This is a genomic window from Leisingera daeponensis, from assembly GCF_019801465.1.
Lineage (GTDB): Bacteria > Pseudomonadota > Alphaproteobacteria > Rhodobacterales > Rhodobacteraceae > Leisingera > Leisingera daeponensis_A.
In genome coordinates, this window is record NZ_JAHVJA010000004.1 from 1 (window position 1) to 17,357 (window position 17,357).

At 62.5% G+C, this 17,357-nt stretch carries 14 protein-coding genes, 1 tRNA gene and 1 pseudogene; 7 read left to right on the top strand and 9 right to left on the bottom strand.

What is annotated here, in order from left to right:
• Positions 1–701: 701 nt before the first annotated feature.
• Positions 702–1,325, bottom strand: coding sequence for a protein-methionine-sulfoxide reductase heme-binding subunit MsrQ (gene msrQ, locus KUV26_RS10940; RefSeq protein ID WP_222508366.1), 624 nt, complete (start codon positions 1,323–1,325; stop codon positions 702–704).
• 11 nt (positions 1,326–1,336) lie between these two features.
• A complete protein-coding gene (gene msrP, locus KUV26_RS10945; RefSeq protein ID WP_222508367.1) occupies positions 1,337–2,257 on the bottom strand; it encodes a protein-methionine-sulfoxide reductase catalytic subunit MsrP in 921 nt (306 codons plus the stop codon).
• 207 nt (positions 2,258–2,464) lie between these two features.
• Between msrP and KUV26_RS10950 the strand changes: the two genes are divergently transcribed.
• Positions 2,465–3,034: a hypothetical protein gene (locus tag KUV26_RS10950; RefSeq protein ID WP_222508368.1), complete on the top strand. Its 570-nt coding sequence runs from the start codon at positions 2,465–2,467 to the stop codon at positions 3,032–3,034.
• A 31-nt stretch (positions 3,035–3,065) separates the two neighbouring features.
• On the opposite strand, the gene KUV26_RS10955 is transcribed toward KUV26_RS10950, so the two are convergent.
• Both KUV26_RS10955 and clpB read right to left on the bottom strand, forming a co-directional pair.
• Complete coding sequence (locus KUV26_RS10955; RefSeq protein ID WP_222508369.1) at positions 3,066–3,707, bottom strand: TVP38/TMEM64 family protein; 642 nt, start codon at positions 3,705–3,707, stop codon at positions 3,066–3,068.
• A gap of 143 nt (positions 3,708–3,850) precedes the next feature.
• Positions 3,851–6,469 (bottom strand): ATP-dependent chaperone ClpB, encoded by a 2,619-nt coding sequence (gene clpB / locus KUV26_RS10960; protein WP_222508370.1) that lies wholly within the window; start codon positions 6,467–6,469, stop codon positions 3,851–3,853.
• A gap of 282 nt (positions 6,470–6,751) precedes the next feature.
• Between clpB and pyrF the strand changes: the two genes are divergently transcribed.
• Positions 6,752–7,468 (top strand): orotidine-5'-phosphate decarboxylase, encoded by a 717-nt coding sequence (gene pyrF / locus KUV26_RS10965; protein WP_222504301.1) that lies wholly within the window; start codon positions 6,752–6,754, stop codon positions 7,466–7,468.
• A gap of 404 nt (positions 7,469–7,872) precedes the next feature.
• Here pyrF and KUV26_RS10970 read toward each other — a convergent pair.
• Positions 7,873–8,286, bottom strand: a pseudogene (locus KUV26_RS10970) (NUDIX hydrolase); the annotation flags it as partial.
• Between the two features lie 90 nt (positions 8,287–8,376).
• Here KUV26_RS10970 and KUV26_RS10975 point away from each other — a divergent pair.
• Positions 8,377–9,630 (top strand): DNA polymerase IV, encoded by a 1,254-nt coding sequence (locus KUV26_RS10975; protein ID WP_222508372.1) that lies wholly within the window; start codon positions 8,377–8,379, stop codon positions 9,628–9,630.
• Between the two features lie 14 nt (positions 9,631–9,644).
• Here the strand turns inward: KUV26_RS10975 and KUV26_RS10980 are convergent, their stop codons facing one another.
• Positions 9,645–10,505, bottom strand: coding sequence for an N-formylglutamate amidohydrolase (locus KUV26_RS10980; protein ID WP_222508373.1), 861 nt, complete (start codon positions 10,503–10,505; stop codon positions 9,645–9,647).
• 163 nt (positions 10,506–10,668) lie between these two features.
• On the opposite strand from KUV26_RS10980, the gene KUV26_RS10985 reads away from it, so the two are divergent.
• From KUV26_RS10985 to KUV26_RS11000, 4 genes are all read left to right on the top strand, one after another.
• A tRNA-Val gene (locus KUV26_RS10985) sits at positions 10,669–10,743 on the top strand.
• A gap of 78 nt (positions 10,744–10,821) precedes the next feature.
• Positions 10,822–10,947 carry a type B 50S ribosomal protein L36 gene (gene ykgO, locus KUV26_RS10990; protein WP_005648635.1) on the top strand — a complete coding sequence of 42 codons (126 nt, stop codon included), beginning with the start codon at positions 10,822–10,824 and terminating at the stop codon, positions 10,945–10,947.
• Positions 10,948–11,175: 228 nt separating this feature from the next.
• Positions 11,176–12,192 (top strand): Fe(3+) ABC transporter substrate-binding protein, encoded by a 1,017-nt coding sequence (locus KUV26_RS10995; RefSeq protein WP_222504282.1) that lies wholly within the window; start codon positions 11,176–11,178, stop codon positions 12,190–12,192.
• Between the two features lie 249 nt (positions 12,193–12,441).
• Positions 12,442–13,302, top strand: coding sequence for a CobW family GTP-binding protein (locus KUV26_RS11000; protein ID WP_222508374.1), 861 nt, complete (start codon positions 12,442–12,444; stop codon positions 13,300–13,302).
• 23 nt (positions 13,303–13,325) lie between these two features.
• Here KUV26_RS11000 and KUV26_RS11005 read toward each other — a convergent pair whose 3' ends face one another.
• The 3 genes from KUV26_RS11005 to KUV26_RS11015 form a co-directional block, all read right to left on the bottom strand.
• Positions 13,326–15,005 (bottom strand): ABC transporter permease, encoded by a 1,680-nt coding sequence (locus KUV26_RS11005; RefSeq protein WP_222508375.1) that lies wholly within the window; start codon positions 15,003–15,005, stop codon positions 13,326–13,328.
• 158 nt (positions 15,006–15,163) lie between these two features.
• A complete protein-coding gene (locus KUV26_RS11010; RefSeq protein WP_222508376.1) occupies positions 15,164–16,381 on the bottom strand; it encodes a phenylacetate--CoA ligase family protein in 1,218 nt (405 codons plus the stop codon).
• Positions 16,382–16,398: 17 nt separating this feature from the next.
• Entirely contained in the window at positions 16,399–17,247 is an 849-nt protein-coding gene (locus tag KUV26_RS11015; protein WP_222504278.1) for an ABC transporter ATP-binding protein, read from the bottom strand.
• Positions 17,248–17,357: the final 110 nt, after the last annotated feature.

A 17,357-nucleotide genomic window follows, 5' to 3' on the forward strand; every position in this document is an offset into this window, starting at 1 on the left:
GAAGCTGACACTGCATCATCGGACCTAAATCCTAGCAGCGCGATATGCATCGGCTGATCCATCGAAATGAACCAAACCGCCCGCATATCTCTTCAGTCATCCATCAATGTCAAAGAGCAATGCTGCCACCCGAAGCCCAAAAACAGACCGATGCGCCAATCTCACGGCGCGCCCGCCTCATCCAAACCCTCAGATGCCGCCGTCTCTCCAGCGCGTCCCACCGTCTCTCCGGTGCGTTTCCCGTCCAGTCCCGCGTCGCCGCCGCCCTGTCCGGTGTGTCTCAGCTGCGCCTCAGCGCCGCCGGTGAGGGGGCTTTTACGGACACCGCCAAACACCCGCAACCCAAAAATTCAGAAAAACGCAGAATTCCGGAAAGAAAAATCACAAATCAAACAAAATCAATACATTACAGCAAAACAAAGTCAGAAACACTGACCCGGTTGCCGCCCCTCCCCCGCGCCTCAAACCACCCCGGACACCGCCAAACCGGTGCCCGCAGCACTTACCCACAGACTCAACCCCATTATCCACAGACGCAATGACAGGAATCGCGGTCTCCCAAACCAGGTTTCCTTCCGCCCAGCCCCACTCCAGCCCAAAGCCCCCGGGGGAATCGCGAGAAAAACAAATAAGCGGGCAGGCCCTAAGCAATGAGGAGGGCCCAGCAGAAGTCCTTCAGACGTCTTCCAATAGTTCCGGATCTAGGTCCGGCCCGAAACCAGCGCCCCCGAAAGCTGCCGCAGCCAGCGGCTGCCGGCCAGACGCAGCGCCAGCAGGCACAGCACCAGCCCCAGGTAAATCAGCGGCTCAATCTGAAACCCTTTCGCCAGCATCACAAAATGCACGGCACCGAAAACAGCAGCGCCATAGGTCAGCCGGTGCAGCCGGGACCAGGTGCGGCCGAGCTTGCGGACCGAAAGGTTGTTGGAGGTCAGCGCCAGCGGCAGCATCAGGACAAAGGCGCCCATGCCGATGGTGATATAAGGCCGCTTGGCAATATCAGTGAGGATCTGGCCAGGGATCTGCACATCCAGCAGCAGCCAGACCAGCAGATGGCACAGGACATAAAAGAAGCACAGCAGTCCAACCGCCCTGCGGAACTTCATCAGATTGAGGCCGAGCAGACGGCGCAGCGGCGAAATGGCCAGCGTCAGGATCAGAAGCTGCAGCGCAAGCTCACCGTATTCATGCTCCAGCGCCCTGACCGGCTCCACGCCGAGTCCGCCCGTCAGGCCAAGATAGAACAGCCAGGGGGCAGGCAGCGCTCCCAGAAGGTAGACCGCCCAGACAGGCAGCCGCCGGAGAAGCTGGTTTGCAAGTTCCATCCGCTGCCTCCTCAGAAATACTCGCTCAGGTCCATGTCCTCATAGAGAGCGGCGACCTCGTCCTCGTACCCATTGAACATCAGCGTCGGCCGGCGGCGCGCAAACAGACCGCCGCCGATGCGGCGTTCGGTGGCTTGGCTCCATCGCGGATGCGAGACATCCGGGTTTACATTACTGTAGAAGCCGTATTCGCGCGGGTTGGCCATGTTCCAGCTGGTGGGCGGCTCCGCATCGGTCAGAGTGATCCGCACCACCGACTTGATCGATTTAAAACCGTATTTCCATGGCACCACCAGCCGCAGCGGCGCACCGTTCTGGTTGGGCAGCGGTTTGCCGAAGATGCCGGTCGCCATGATCGTCAGCGGATGCATCGCCTCATCCAGGCGAAGACCCTCGCGGTAGGGCCAGTCCAGAACCTTGTAAACGGTGCCGGGCATTTCGGCCGGGCGGTAAAGAGTCTCAAAGGCAACGTATTTCGCGCCGTCCTGGACCTCTGCCAGGTTCAGCAGGTCAGCCAGCTCAAACCCCTGCCAGGGCACGACCATGGACCAGGCCTCGACGCAGCGAAACCGGTAGATGCGCTCCTCCAGCGTCATTTCACCCAGGATCTGGTCAAACGAATATTCGCCCGGCTTTTCGACCAGGCCATCGATCGTGACGCTCCACGGCTCAATGGTCATCCGGTCCGCATACTTGGACGGATCGCCCTTGCCGGTTCCGAACTCATAGAAGTTGCAATAGCTGGTTACCTCTTCCCAGGTGTTGGGCTCCAGCAGTTCTTCCGTCCGCTCGCCCTCCGCCCGCGCCTGGCCGCCCAGTGCTGCCGCAAGCCCGGTGCCCGCCACCCCGGCCATGATACGGCGGCGGTTCCAGAAGGCCGCCTCCGAGGTTGCGTCGGCAAGGGTCAGGTTATTGGTCCAGCGGCGCGCCATTTAAGTCTCCTGAAAATGCGGGTCCTTCTTCTGGTAACGGTTCAGGGCCCAAAACCCAAAACATAACCTCTCACGACTGCGCGAGAGATCTGTAACGTGTGCACCACTGCGGCCCGGCTGAGAACAGCAGGCCGGAAATCCCCGCTTCACCCCGGCAATGAAACCCTTATGCTGGCCGGAACCGGAAACCGCACCTGGCAGGCCACGATGAAATCCCTTTTTGCGACCCTGTTGATTCTGACCGCCGTAACGCTGGCAGGCTGCAGCACAAACCCCACCGCCACCAAGGGCGATGTCGAGGAGCTGTCTGTCGCCCTGCAGTCGCTGGACCCGCAGGTGGATCCGGATGAAGCCCGCCGCGCAGCCGAGCTTGCCTACAGCTACTCCGCCCATCTGGCCCGGCAGTATAATGTCACCACCTCGCCGATCGTTCACAACACGCTGGTCAACAGCGGAATCAAGGAACGCGGCATCTGCGTACATTACGCCGAGGACATGCAGGCCCGCCTCAATCAGGAAAATTTCCAGACCCTTACCATGCTGCGCGCCATTGCAGAGCCGAAGAACGAATTCCGCATAGACCACAGCACAGCAGTGATCGCCGCCAAGGGCAACGGCATTTACGAGGGTATCGTGCTCGATCCCTGGCGGTATGGCGGCAAGCTGTTTTGGTCGGCAACCACCGAAGACAGCCGCTACAATTGGGAACCTCAGCTGAAAGTGCTGCGCCGCAAATACGAGCGCCGGATGGCGAAGGAAGCGGCGGCGGGCAGTTAACCGCCGCTCACATTGCATCACCCTGCCCGCATCAGATCCATGGCCTAGCCAGCCGGTGCATGGCAAACAGACCAATCAGTAACCCGGCTGAAACCGCCGCCAGCACTGGCCAGTTCATACCCAGCATCCGCGCACCGAACCATGTGGACAATAGCGTTACCGGCAGAATGCCCAGCGCCGTGGTCCAGACAAAAGTCCATAGGCGGACCCGGGTCAGCCCTGCGGCATAGTTGATCAGGTTAAAAGCTATAACTGGAATCAGGCGCGCGGCCAGGAGCGCCAGCGCACCCCGCTCCTCGGTCCACGCATCCAGCTGCTGCGCCTGCGCCTCGCTCAGCCAGGCCCGGACCGCCTCCTGCCCCAGCCGGCGCGCGATCCCAAAAGCCACCAGCGCCCCAAGCATCGCCCCGGTCCAGATCAGCGCCGCCCCCAATAACGTGCCAAAGATCGCACCCGCGCACAGCGCCAGGATTTCCGCCGGAAACGGCACAAAGGAATGCAACACCATCAGTACGATCACCGCCAGCGGCGCCCAGCCCCCTGTGCTGCGCAACCAGGCAACCATGTCCTCCACCGGGCGCGGCTGTCCGTCCAGTACATAGGCCGCCAGCGCGCCGCACAGCAGCGCGAGGAGAAATGCGGTAAAGGCTGCTCTGCGCCTGATGCGGATCATGGGGCCGGCGCCTTGGCTTGGAACAGCTGCCAGTCTAGCGCTTTCTAGCACTGTCACAAAATGCGCGGCCAAGCAGACAAGAAAAGGCCCGCCACTACAGGCGGGCCTTTCCGGTTCACATCCTGCACTTTATGCAGGGCCGTTTAATGCACGACGGCATCATCAGGGCGCGGCCTGCCGCTGGTGCCCAGCCGCTCGCCAATGATCAGGCCCTCGCTGCCGGCCGTGACCGGGACAGTATCGCCGTCTTTGATCTCGCCGCCCAGCAGGGCCTCGGCCAGCGGATTCTGCAGCGCACGCTGGATCACCCGCTTCAGCGGCCGGGCGCCGAACACCGGATCATAGCCCTCATCGGCCAGCCAGGTCTTGGCCGCCTCGTCCAGCTCCAGCGTGATCTTGCGCCCCGCCAGCCGCTTGAGCAGCCGGGCGATCTGGATCTCGACGATGCCGTCCATGTCCTTGCGGTTCAGCCGGTCGAAGATAATGGTCTCGTCCAGGCGGTTCAGGAACTCGGGCCGGAAGTGGGCGCGAACCGCATCCATCACATCGCGCTTGGCCTCCGACGCATCGGCGCCGTCGGGCAGCTGGCTCAGCGCCTGCGCGCCAAGGTTGGAGGTCAGCACGATCAGCGTCTGTTTGAAGTCGACAGTGCGGCCCTGGCCATCGGTCAGCATGCCGTCATCCAGCACCTGCAGCAGCACGTTGAACACATCCGGATGCGCCTTCTCGACCTCGTCGAAAAGCACCACCTGATAGGGGCGGCGGCGCACGGCCTCGGTCAGCGCCCCGCCCTCGTCATAGCCGACATAGCCCGGAGGCGCGCCGATCAGGCGGGCGACCGAGTGCTTCTCCATGTATTCCGACATGTCGATGCGCACCATCGCGTGTTCGTCGTCGAACAGGAAGCCGGCAACCGCCTTGGTCAGCTCCGTCTTACCGACTCCCGTCGGGCCGAGGAACAGGAAGGAGCCCAGCGGCCGGTTCTCGTCATTCAGACCCGCCCGCGCCCGGCGCACAGAATTGGCAACCGCGGTGACGGCGGCGTTCTGGCCGATCACCCGGCGGTGCAACTCATCTTCCATGCGCAAAAGCTTCTCGCGCTCGCCCTCCAGCATCTTGGAGGTCGGAATGCCGGTCCAGCGCTCGACAACGGCGGCGATCTGCTCGGGCCGCACGGCCTCTTCGACCATCAGCCCCTGCTCTTCCTTCTGCTCGGCATCCGCCAGCTGCTTCTCCAGCCCCGGAATGACGCCATAGGACAGCTCACCAGCCTTGGCCAGGTTGCCCTCCCGCTTGGCAATGTCGAGTTCCGCACGGGCGCGGTCCAGCTGTTCCTTCAGGTCGCGGGCCGAGGCCAGCTTATCCCGCTCCGACTGCCACTGCGCGGTCATCTGGGCGGACTGCTCCTGCAGCTCGGCCAGTTCCTTCTGCAGCTTCTCCAGCCGGTCCTTGGAGGCGGCGTCCTCCTCAAGCTTCAGCGCCTCTTCCTCGATCTGCATCTGCAGGATTTGCCGGTCCAGCGCATCCAGCTCCTCCGGCTTCGAATCCACCTGCATCCGCAGGCGGGAGGCTGCCTCGTCCACCAGGTCGATCGCTTTGTCCGGCAGGAAGCGGTCGGTGATATAACGGTTCGACAGCGTTGCCGCCGCGACCAGCGCCGCATCGGCAATGCGCACCCCGTGGTGCAGCTCGTACTTCTCCTTGATGCCGCGCAGGATCGACACGGTGTCCTCCACCGTCGGCTCGGTGATCATCACCGGCTGGAACCGGCGGGCCAGGGCCGCATCCTTCTCCACGTATTTGCGGTACTCATCCAGCGTGGTGGCACCGATGCAGTGCAGCTCACCACGGGCCAGCGCAGGCTTGATCAGGTTGGCCGCGTCCATGGCACCGTCGGATTTGCCCGCCCCCACCAGCGTGTGCATCTCGTCGATGAACAGGATGATCTCGCCCGCAGCCTCGGTGACTTCAGTCAGGACCGCCTTCAGGCGCTCCTCGAACTCACCGCGGTATTTCGCACCAGCGATCAGCGCCCCCATGTCCAACGCCAGAAGCTTCTTGTCGCGCAGGGATTCGGGCACATCACCGTTGACGATGCGCAGCGCCATGCCCTCGGCAATCGCGGTCTTACCCACACCCGGCTCACCGATCAGCACCGGATTGTTCTTGGTCCGGCGTGACAGCACCTGCATCGAGCGGCGGATTTCCTCGTCGCGGCCGATGATAGGATCGATCTTGCCCTGACGCGCCGCCTCAGTGAGGTCGCGGGCATATTTCTTCAACGCATCATAGCCTTCCTCAGCTGTTGCCGAGTCGGCTGTGCGTCCCTTGCGGATATCGTTGATCGCCTCGTTGAGCTTCTGGGCGGAAACCTCGCCCGCCTCCAGGGCTTCCTTAGCCTTCGACTTCACCATGCAAAGCGCCATCAGGAGGCGCTCCACCGGCACAAAGCTATCGCCAGCCTTCTCGGCAATCTTGGCGGCCTCATCCAGCACTTTCGCAGTCTGCCCATCGAGATAGATCTGCGCCGCATCACCGCTAACCTTGGGCTGTTTGGCAACAGCCGCATCAACAGCTTCGGCCACGCGCGCGGGGGTCCCTCCGGCACGGGAAATCAGGTTGCTCGCCAGCCCCTGATCGTCATCCATCAAAGCTTTCAGAATATGTTCCGGCACCAGCCTCTGGTGCCCTTCGCGCATCGCAATGGTCTGCGCTGCCTGCACGAATCCCCGTGCACGCTCCGTGAACTTGTTCAAGTCCATCTTGCTCTCCTTTTTCAAGCGCCCTCTGGTTTTGCAGCGCCCGCTTGGCGGCACGCCCCGGTCCGGGCCTCAAGGTTCAATTTGGGAAGCGATCCCGCCGCTTCAACCCATTCTGCCGGGAAAAGGTGTTCAAATCCCTGACCTGCGTCAACTTTTCAGCCACAGCTGCCGCCGCCAAGAACCTATCCGGATTCCAGCGCGCCGCGCCGCGTCTTGCCCATCAGCCGCCCCTTGCGTATGAAACGCCAGTTTCATGCCAAACCCGCCACAAAGGACCACGCCATGACCCACGCCCCGCGCGCCGACGACCGTCTGATTGTTGCCATGGATGTCCCCAACGCACTGGCGGGGCTGAAGCTTGCCGAACAGCTGGGCGATGCCGTCTCTTTCTACAAAATTGGCCTCGGCATGCTTACCGGCGGCGGCCTGGCGCTCGCCAACGAGCTGAAGCAGGAACAAGGAAAACGCATCTTCCTGGACATGAAACTGTTCGACATCGGCGCCACAGTGGAAAACGCGGTACGGGGCCTGGCGCAGTTCGACCTCGACTTTCTCACCGTTCATGGCGACCCGTATGTGGTGCGCGCCGCCAAGGAAGGCGCCGCGGACAAGGACCTCAAGATCCTCGCCGTCACCATCCTGACCTCGCTGGACCGCCAGGATCTGAACGGAGCCCTGATCAAGGACGGCGCGGTACAGGATCTGGTGCTGGAGCGCGCAGGCAATGCCTTTGCGGCCGGCGCCGATGGCGTCATCGCCAGCCCGCAGGAAGCAGCCCTAATCCGCGCCCTGCCCGAGGCGAAGGGCAAGCTGATCGTCACCCCTGGAGTCCGCCCTGCTGGAGCAGCTCTGGGTGACCAGAAACGCGTCGCCACTCCCGCCAGCGCCATCTCGGACGGCGCTGACCACATTGTGGTAGGCCGCCCGATCTGGAAGGCGGACAGCCCCCGCACCGCTGCCGAAGCAATCCTGGCAGAACTAGCTGCCGCCAAACTGTAGGCGCAAAGCCACCGGTGATACAGCGGGATCACCGGCGATGAACCCGCGTTGCAGCCTGCGCAAACTCCGGTCTGCACAAAAATTAGGCGGAAAGAAAAATGTGCGGCGGGCGAACCATTTCCCTGCCAGCCGCGCGGCCTCAGGACATTGACGCAACGTCAAGCTTCTCATTTCGCTGATGAAACCAGCAGCCGCAGGAAGCTCTGCGCCAAATCGTCCTGTGCCAAAAATAACACACCCGAAAAACCCGCAGCCCCGGTCCGGTCCCGCAAACTTTGCGAAACAGCGCCGTGTGAGCGATTCTAGTCTTGAGACACTCCCCAGACGGGTTTTTCTTCCTGAGACCCGTCACCTTCCCCCCGCATACTAGCGGGGGATCTTTCTTTCCGGCCCTGTAAACTTCTCCTTTCGGTGAGATAGTCCCGCAGCCGCGCAGCAAAATGCGGCACGGCCAGCGGATGTTCGCAATATGCCTCCGGCGCCATCAGCGCCCAGCCCTGCCCCTCATTCCCGAACCGGATTTGCCCTGCGGCCGAGGCGGGCAAATGCGCGGCAAAAAACCAGACCCGCCCGTGCGGACGCCGGTACACCCGGGACCAGTTCAAAAGTTCCGGCGGCAGCACCAGCCCGACCTCTTCATAAGTTTCGCGCAGGGCGCAGACCTGGGGGCTTTCATCCCCCTCCCGGCCCCCGCCCGGCAAATCCCAATGCCCGGGATAGGGAATATCCGGCTTGTCATCGCGCTGGATGACAAGCAAATCCTGCCCCAGAAACAGCGCCAGCTTCGCGCCGGCAAATTCTTCGTTTGCTGATGTCATAATCTGTCACTTGGAAACCCGCCGCGTTAAAGACAAGACCTCCGCAGCAAGTTAAACTTAACTCTCCTAGACCACAGCCTGCCGCACTCCATGCACGCCCTTTGCCGAGACTGCCTGAGTCAGATCACCGCCGCCCGGCGCTGCCCCCATTGCGGCAGCCCACGGATCAAGGCGCATGAGGAGCTGTTCTCTCTCAGTATCGCTCACATGGATTGCGACGCTTTTTACGCCAGCGTCGAAAAACGCGACAATCCGGAACTGACCACCAAACCGGTGATCATCGGCGGCGGCAAGCGCGGCGTGGTCTCCACCGCCTGCTACGTCGCCCGCATCCGCGGCGTGCGCTCCGCCATGCCGATGTTCCAGGCGCTGAAACTCTGCCCGGAGGCCGTGGTGATCAAGCCGCGGATGAATGTCTACGTCGAGGTCAGCCGCGAAATCCGCAAGATGATGAATGAGCTGACCCCGGATGTGGAACCGCTGTCGCTGGACGAAGCCTTTATGGACCTGACCGGCACCGAAAAGCTGCACGGCGCACCACCTGCAATGATGCTGGCCCGGCTGGTCAAGCGGATGAAGGACGAACTGGGCGTCACCGGCTCCATCGGCCTCAGCCACAACAAGTTCCTGGCCAAGGTCGCCTCCGACCTCGACAAGCCGCGCGGGTTTTCAGTGATCGGCAAAGCGGAGACCGGCGACTTCCTGCGCGACAAACCGGTGCGGCTGATCTGGGGCATCGGCCCGGCCGCCCAGGCCAGCCTGGACAAGGCCGGCATCCGCACCTTCTCGGACTTGCTGCGCTGGGACCGTGATGCCTTGCAGAGCCGTTTCGGCTCGATGGGGGACCGGTTGTGGCACCTGGCCCGCGGTCAGGACAAGCGCCGGGTTTCGGCACACGAACCAATCAAATCGATTTCCAACGAGACCACCTTCTTCGAAGACACTGCCTGCCTTGACGTGCTCGACGGCCATCTGTGGAGGCTGGCGGAAAAAGTTTCCGACCGGGCCAAGGCGCGGGAGATGGCAGGCCGGGTGGTGACACTCAAGCTGAAGCGCGCCAACCACTCGGCGCTGACCCGGCGTGTCACCTTGCACAGCCCGACCCAGATTGCCGACCGGATTTACCGCACCGCCCGCGGCCTGCTTGATCAGGTCGGCAACGAAGGCCCCTACCGCCTCCTGGGCTGCGGGATCTCAGACCTGGTGCCCGAATCGCAGGCTGATGACAGCGGCGACCTCCTGGATCCGCACGCCGGAAAAAGGGCAGAGGCCGAACGCGCCACCGACGCCATCCGCAAAAGATTCGGCGAAAGTGCGATTCTGAAGGGCCGCGCCCTGCGCTGACTTCACGGCAGAGGCTATTCGGCCGCCAGCGGCAGCTCCTCCTGGCCAATAAGAGCGATTTCCGCTGCAACCTGGCTCAGCAGCTTCTGCAGCGAGTCGAAGTTCGCATTGGGCCGGATATTGACCTCATCCATATAAAGAGCCCGGTCGATCTCAATCTGCACCGCATGCTGGCGCCGCGAGGGGCGGCCATAGGTCTGAGCAATGTAAGCGCCGGCAAAGGGCGTGTTGCGTGCAACTTTCAGCCCGGCTGCAGCAAAGGCCGCTTCGATCCGGTCCACCACGCCGCTTTCGGCCGCCGCCCCGAACCGGTCGCCCAGCACGACCTCCGGCTTGCCCGACCTCCCGGCTGCCATCGCGTCCACCGCCTCATGCGGCATCGAATGACAGTCCACCAGAATCGCCTGGCCGAACCGCCGGTGCGCTTGCTCCAGAAGGCCTTTCAATGCCGTGTGGTAGGGGTGCCAGCACGTCATGATCCGCCGCTCAGCCTCGGCCAGCGGCAGCTTGCCGCTGTAGATCGCCCGGCCGTTGGCCACCACCCGCGGAATCACCCCCAGACCGGACGCGACCCGCGGGTTCTGCCCGCGCCTCTGCACCCCCTCGATCACCGCCGGATCCAGTTCGTCGGGCGATCGGTTCAGGTCCAGGTAGGCGCGCGGCTTCAGCGCCTTCAACAGCGGTGCCCCGAACTCAGGCGCAGCCTGAAACAGCTGATCAACAAAGGCGTCCTCCGAGCTGCGGATCTCCCGCCGCCCCAGAATCGATTGTGCCAGAAAGGAATCGGTATAGTCCGCGCCGCTGTGCGGAGAGGCAAAAACCACAGCCGAGGCCAGTTTCTGCGGGGAAATCACGGAAAACGCTGTATCAGGCATCCTTGCTCCGGTGCTTCTTTTGCAAGAAACAGCATATCGCGGAAATTTCTGCGGTCAAAAGCTCTTGCGCCCGCCGGCGACTCTATTTATAGACCCCCTCACCGGCGCGGCACCCCGCGCCCCTTTCACTTCTGAGGGGCAGGAACGCAGCGCAGGCCAGAGTGGGCGATTAGCTCAGCGGTAGAGCACTTCGTTGACATCGAAGGGGTCACAAGTTCGATCCTTGTATCGCCCACCATTCATTCACTGCTTCGGCTCCGGCCCAAGCACCCGCTAACCCAGGCGCTGGTTCGCGCCGCAGACAAGGAGAGAGACCATGAAGGTCAAGAACTCGCTCCGTTCGCTGAAGAACCGGCACCGCGATTGCCGGGTTGTGCGCCGTAAAGGCCGCGTGTACGTGATCAACAAGACCCAGCGCAAGTTCAAAGCGCGCCAGGGCTAAGATCCGCCACAGCGACATGCAGAAAACCGCATCATCCGATGCGGTTTTTTTGCGTTTGGCCGTAGGCACTCGCGGCCTGGCACGGCGAAGACCCTCGCAGCCCCGCCCATTCACCTCAACCTGACAACTTTCCGACTATTTCAGTCGGAAATTCATTGCATCTTCTGTCAGATGCTTTAATCGACTCTTTCAGTCGGAAAACTGATCTAACCAAGAACGGGACATCCAATGCTGAAAGCCACAACCGTACTGGCCGGCGCGCTGAGCGCAGCTGTTGCCACCGCCGCTGCAGCCGAGGGCGAGCTGAACATCTACTCCTCGCGCCACTACGACACCGACGAACAGCTTTACTCGGACTTCGAAGAGGCCACCGGCATCACCATCAACCGCATCGAGGGCAACGCCGATGAGCTGATCGCGCGGATGAACGCCGAGGGCGAAAACTCCCCGGCTGACATTCTGATCACCGTCGACACCTCGCGCCTGACCCGTGCCAAAAACGCCGGCGTTCTGCAAAGCATCGACAGCGAAGTGCTGGAGGCGCGCGTTCCCGCCTATCTGCAGGATGAGGACAACCAGTGGTTCGGCTTCAGCCAGCGCGCCCGCATCATCTTCTATGACAAGGAAGGCGTATCCAATCCGCCGCAGACCTATCTGGATCTGGCCGATCCCGCCTACAAGGGGCAGGTCTGCATCCGTTCCTCCAAGAACACCTACAACCAGACCCTGCTGGCATCCATTGTGACACATCACGGTGCCGAAAAAGCCCGCGAATGGGCCGAAGGCGTGGTTACCAACATGGCACGCGATCCCCAGGGCGGCGACATCGACCAGATGCGCGGCATCGTCTCCGGTGAATGCGAAATTGCTGTCGGCAACAGCTATTATTTCGCCCGTTCCATCCGCAAGGAGGTCAAGGGCCTGTCCGAACACCGCGACCAGATCGCCTGGCTTTTCCCCTCCCAGAACGAAGAAGGCGCGCATATGAACCTTTCGGGCGGCGGGGTGGCCAAGCATGCCCCGAACAAGGAAAACGCCATCAAGTTCCTGGAATATCTCTCCAGCGATTCTGCGCAGCAGTATTTCTCGTCCGGCAATGACGAATATCCGGCAGTTTCCGGTGTCGGTCTGGCCCCGTCGATCGCGGCGCTTGGCCACTTCAAACCGGACGACGTGAACCTGTCGGAGGTTGCCAAGAACCTGCCTGAGGCACAGAAGATCTTCAACGACGTGGGCTGGAAATAAGCCTTCTCAGAACAAGCCGACGGAAAATGGCGCGGAATACTCCGCGCCATTTGTTTACTGACGCCAAGTGACCACGGCGCATCACCAGGCAAACATGCGCCTGACGCTTCACGGTCCGTCATCACCTCCTGCGCCCAGCTTTCGCTAGACCCGGCGGCCCTTCACTCTTATAGCTGCCCAAATGAAAAGTATCATATTGGGAGAAAATATGCGGTTGAGAGAATGCCGGGGCCTGCAGGGGCAGAACGCATGAACAGGCTGCCGGTCACAATTGTCAGCGGCTATCTGGGCGCTGGCAAGACCACTCTGATCAACAGCCTTTTGGCGGAGGAACACGGGCTGAAGCTGGCCGTGATCGTCAACGACTTCGGCGCAGTCAATATCGATGATGCGCTGATCCGCGATACCGATGGCGGAAAAATCGCACTGACCAACGGCTGCGTCTGCTGCACGATGGGTGACGATCTCTCCCTTGCCTTGCGGGAAATTCTGGATAGGGCGGACCGCCCGGACCACTTGCTGATTGAAGCCAGCGGCATTTCCGACCCGGTTGCCATTGCCAATTCCGTTCTGAATGAACCCGGCCTCAGCTACGGCGGCATCGTCTCCCTGGTCGATGCAGAGAATGCCGAAACCCTGCTGAACGATCCGCTGGTTGCCCCGCAGGCGGAACAGCAGATCCGCGCGGCCGACCTGGTAATCGCCACAAAATGCGACGCAATCAGCGAGCCGCTCGCTGCACTTTTGAACAAGGCCGATGCCCGCACTCCCACTGTGCTGAAAGGCACTCCGGTGGCGGAGTTGCTGTTTGACGTGGTGCCGCTGCCCAAGGGACGCGCCGTGGCGGTGCATCCCGCTTACACCACCTGGCAGCACCGCAGCTCCGCCGTCCTTGACCGCCGCGCCTTGGGCGACAAACTGGCGGAACGGCCCGCGGGGCTTTATCGGATGAAGGGTTTCGTGCTGACCTCTGGCGGTGCCTATGAACTGCATGTGGTGGGCCGCCATGTGGAGGCCAAGCGCTGCGAGGCGGAGGAAACAGTCCTGGTCGGATTGGGTCCGGCAGACCGGATTTCCCGCGAAGAGATTGAGGCCTGGTGGACGGCATAAGCCGCCCCCGGGCCCGGCGGCCTCTAACGCCGCCGCCCCACTTGCCGGCAGATCAGGATCACCGGCAGCAAGCCCACCGCCATGATCACCAGCGAGGGCACCGCGGCGCCCTCCAGCCTTTCATCCGCGGCCAGCCTGTGCGCCTGGACCGCCAGCGTGTCGAAATTGAAAGGCCGCATGATCAGCGTCGCGGGCAGTTCCTTCATCACATCCACGAACACGATCAGCAGCGCGGTCAGCAGACTGGGCGTCAGGATCGGCAGATGCACCCGCCGCAGCATCCCCATCGGCCCCTGCCCCAGTGACCGCGCCGCCGCATCCATGTTGGAATGCATCGTCGCCTGCCCGCCTTCATAGGCCCCCAAGGCGGCCGCCATGAAGCGAACCCCGTAAGCCGCAACCAGCAGCCAGATCGAGCCGGTCACCAAGAGCCCGGTGCGGATTCCGAAACTCTCCCGCATCCAGGCATCAAGCGCATTGTCAAAGGCCGCAAAGGGAACGATCAGCCCCACCGCAATTACCCCGCCAGGTACCGCATACCCCAGCCGTGCGAAATAGGCCGCGGCCGCCGACACCCGCCCGGGCCGCAGTCTCTGATAGAACCCGAGGCATACCGCCGCTGCCATTGTCAGCACCGCCGCGGCCGCGGCCAGAGTGATCGAATTTGCCGTGAAATCGATGTAGCGGCGGCTGAACAGGTTCTGTTCGGAATCAAAGCTCATCGTAAACAGCACGGCCACCGGCAGCAGAAATCCCAGAACCACCGGAACGGCACAGCAAAATACCGCAACCACGGCCTTGAACCCGCCCAGTTCCGCAGGCGGCATCTGATTGTGGTGCTTGCCCGCGTGGTGGTATTTCGCCCGCCCCCGCGTCGCCCGCTCCACCACCGCCAGCGTTAGCGCAAAACCCAAGAGGCACAAAGCCAGCTGTGCCGCCCCGCCCCGGTCGCCAAGCGAGAACCAGCTGGTGTAAATACCGGTGGCAAAGGTCTGCACCCCGAAATAGGAAACCGTGCCGAAATCCGCGATCGTCTCCATCACCGCCAGCAGAACACCGGAAGCAATCGCAGGCCGCGCCATTGGCAGGCTGACCATCCAGAACGCCTGCCAGGAATTTTTGCCGAGCGCCCGCGCTGCCAGAAAGGCCCCCGCGCTCTGCTGCATGAAGGCCGCCCGCGCCAGAAGGTAGACATAGGGGTACAGCACCAGCACCAGCATCGCCGCCGCCCCGCCGGTGGATCGGATCTCGGGAAACCAGTAGTCCCGCGGGCCCCAACCGGTCACCTCACGCAATGTGGATTGCACAATGCCTGGATGGTCCAGAATATGGGTATAAGCATAGGCCAGAACATAGGCCGGAAAGGCCAGCGGTAAAACCAGCGCCACCTCCAGCAGCCTTGCACCGGGAAACCGCGTCATCGTAACCAGCCAGGCTGCCCCGGTGCCGATGGCGAAAGTGCCAAGCGCCACCATGGCCACAAGCGCCAGTGTGGTCAGTGAATACCCCGGCAGAACTGTCTCAGCCAGGTGACTGATGGTGTCCGTCCCCCCGAAGGCCGCCGCCAACGCCACGGCAACCATCGGCAGCAGGCAAGACAACGCCACTGCCCAAGCCAGCACCGCAAAGACGCCCCCGCCGCTTTTGCCGCCAAGGCGGCGGCCGTGCGGGGCGTATTCTATGGATTCATTGGCAGCGGTCATTAACGGCGGTCATGGTCAGGCGAAGGTTTCACTCCGCCCTATTTCGACTATTCCAGTCAGAAATTCCAGCCGGAAAGCGCGGCCCCGCTCATCGGCCCCTCAAAACAGAAAACGGGCGCCCGTATCCAGCGCCCGTGCTTGCCGGCAAAACAGACAGCTCAGTCGTAGGTCCGCTGGTCCTCGATCACCAGCCCGTCCTTGGGCAGCGCCCCGGGCGCGACCACCTCGACCTTGCCCTTCAGCTTAAGCACCTCGACAACCGAGCGTGCGTAGGCCGTCTCGTCACCGCCCTCGGCCTCGATCTGCACCGTCATCGCATCCATCTCGCCATCGCGGGTGGCAATGACCCGTGCCTTAACGATCTCATCATGCTTTTCTACCAGCGCTGCCACTTGTTCGGGGCGCACGAACATGCCCTTGATCTTGGTAGTCTGATCAGCGCGGCCCATCCAGCCTTTGATCCGCAGATTGGTGCGCCCGCAGGGAGAGACTCCCGGCATCACCGCCGACAGGTCGCCGGTGGCAAACCGGATCAGCGGGTAATCGGGATTCAGCGTTGTCACCACGACCTCGCCCACCTCGCCCGGCGCCACTGGATTGCCAGTTCCGGGGGTGACGATCTCGACGATCACATGCTCATCAACAATCATCCCCTCCATCGCCGGGCTTTCATAGGCGATATTGCCCAAATCGGCAGTGGCATAGCACTGCAGGCAAGAAATCCCGCGGTCGGCGTATTCCTGGCGCAAGCTGGGGAACAGCGCGCCGCCACCCACTGCCGCCTTGGAGAACGTTAGCTCCACGCCCATGGCATCAGCCTTGTCCAGGATGACCTTGAGGTAGTCCGGCGTGCCGGCATAGGCGGTGGCGCCGACGTCACGCGCCGCGGTCACCTGAAGCTCGGTCTGGCCGGTGCCAGCCGGCAGCACCGCGGCGCCAACCGCCCGTGCCCCGTTCTCAAAGATCATACCCGCTGGTGTCAGGTGGTAGCCAAAGCAGTTCTGCACCACGTCGCCCTGACCGATACCGGCCGCGTTCAGGAAACGCCCCATCCGCCACCAGTCGCCGTCCACTCCGCCAGGTTCGTAGATCGGGCCGGGGCTCTGGAAGATATGGGCAAAGCCGTGCGCGGGCTTCACAGTAAAACCGCCAAAGGGAGGATTCTCGGCCTGTGCCCGGCCCAGTTCCGATTTACGCAGAACCGGCAGTTTCGCCAGCGCCTCTGCTGAGGTCACCGCCGCCGGGTCCACCGCGTCCAGCAGCCTGGCATATCCGGCTGCACTCTTGGCGCGGGCGATTTGCTCCGGCAGCGCCCTGGCCAGGTCTGCGGCGCGTTTGTCTGCGCTGCGGGTTTCAAGGGTGTCAAAAAAGCTCATCACATCACCATCCCGCATCAGCTCAGCCACCGCTTGCGGCGGCGGTAGGACCGCACGTCGCGGAAGCTCTTGCGCCCCTCATCCGACATGCCGAGGTAAAATTCTTTCACGTCCGGGTTCTCCCGCAGCTCTGCCGCAGGCCCGTCCATCACCACCCGGCCGGATTCCAGGATGTAGCCGTAGTGGGCATAGCGCAGAGCGACGTTGGTGTTCTGCTCGGCCAGCAGGAAGGTCACGCCCTCTTGCTCGTTGATCGATTTAACGATCTCGAAAATCTGCTCCACCAGCTGCGGCGCCAGCCCCATCGACGGCTCGTCCAGCAGGATGGTTTCCGGACGGGACATTAGCGCACGGCCCATCGCCACCATCTGCTGCTCGCCGCCGGAGGTATATCCGGCCTGGCTCTTCCGCCGCTCCTTCAGCCGCGGAAAATAGTGATAGACCATCTCCAAGTCTTTCTGGATATCCGCGCCGCTGTCACGGCGGGTATAGGCGCCGGTCAGCAGGTTTTCTTCCACCGTCAGGTGCTCAAAGCAGTGGCGGCCTTCCATCACCTGAATGACGCCCTTCTTCACCAGTTCCGCCGGGTCCTGCTCATGCACATTCTCGCCACGGTATTTGATCGAGCCCTTGGTGACCTCGCCGCGTTCCGAATGCAGCAGGTTGGAGACCGCCTTCAGCGTTGTGGTCTTGCCAGCGCCGTTGCCGCCCAGCAGCGCGGTGATGCCGCCCTTGGGCACATTCAGGCTCACGCCCTTCAGGACGAGGATCACGTGATTGTAAATAACCTCGATATTGTTGACCTCCAGCAGGGTCTCGGCCTGCACATCGGAAGTATCGGCGGCGGTGTTCGCTGCATCCAGCATCAAAGCGTGTCCTCATGCCTGTCCCGGTTCTTGTCCCGGACCCTGATTGCGTGGCGCGGCGGCTCCCCGCCGCGCCGGTTGTTTCCGGCCCCGCCACTGCAGGGCCGGTG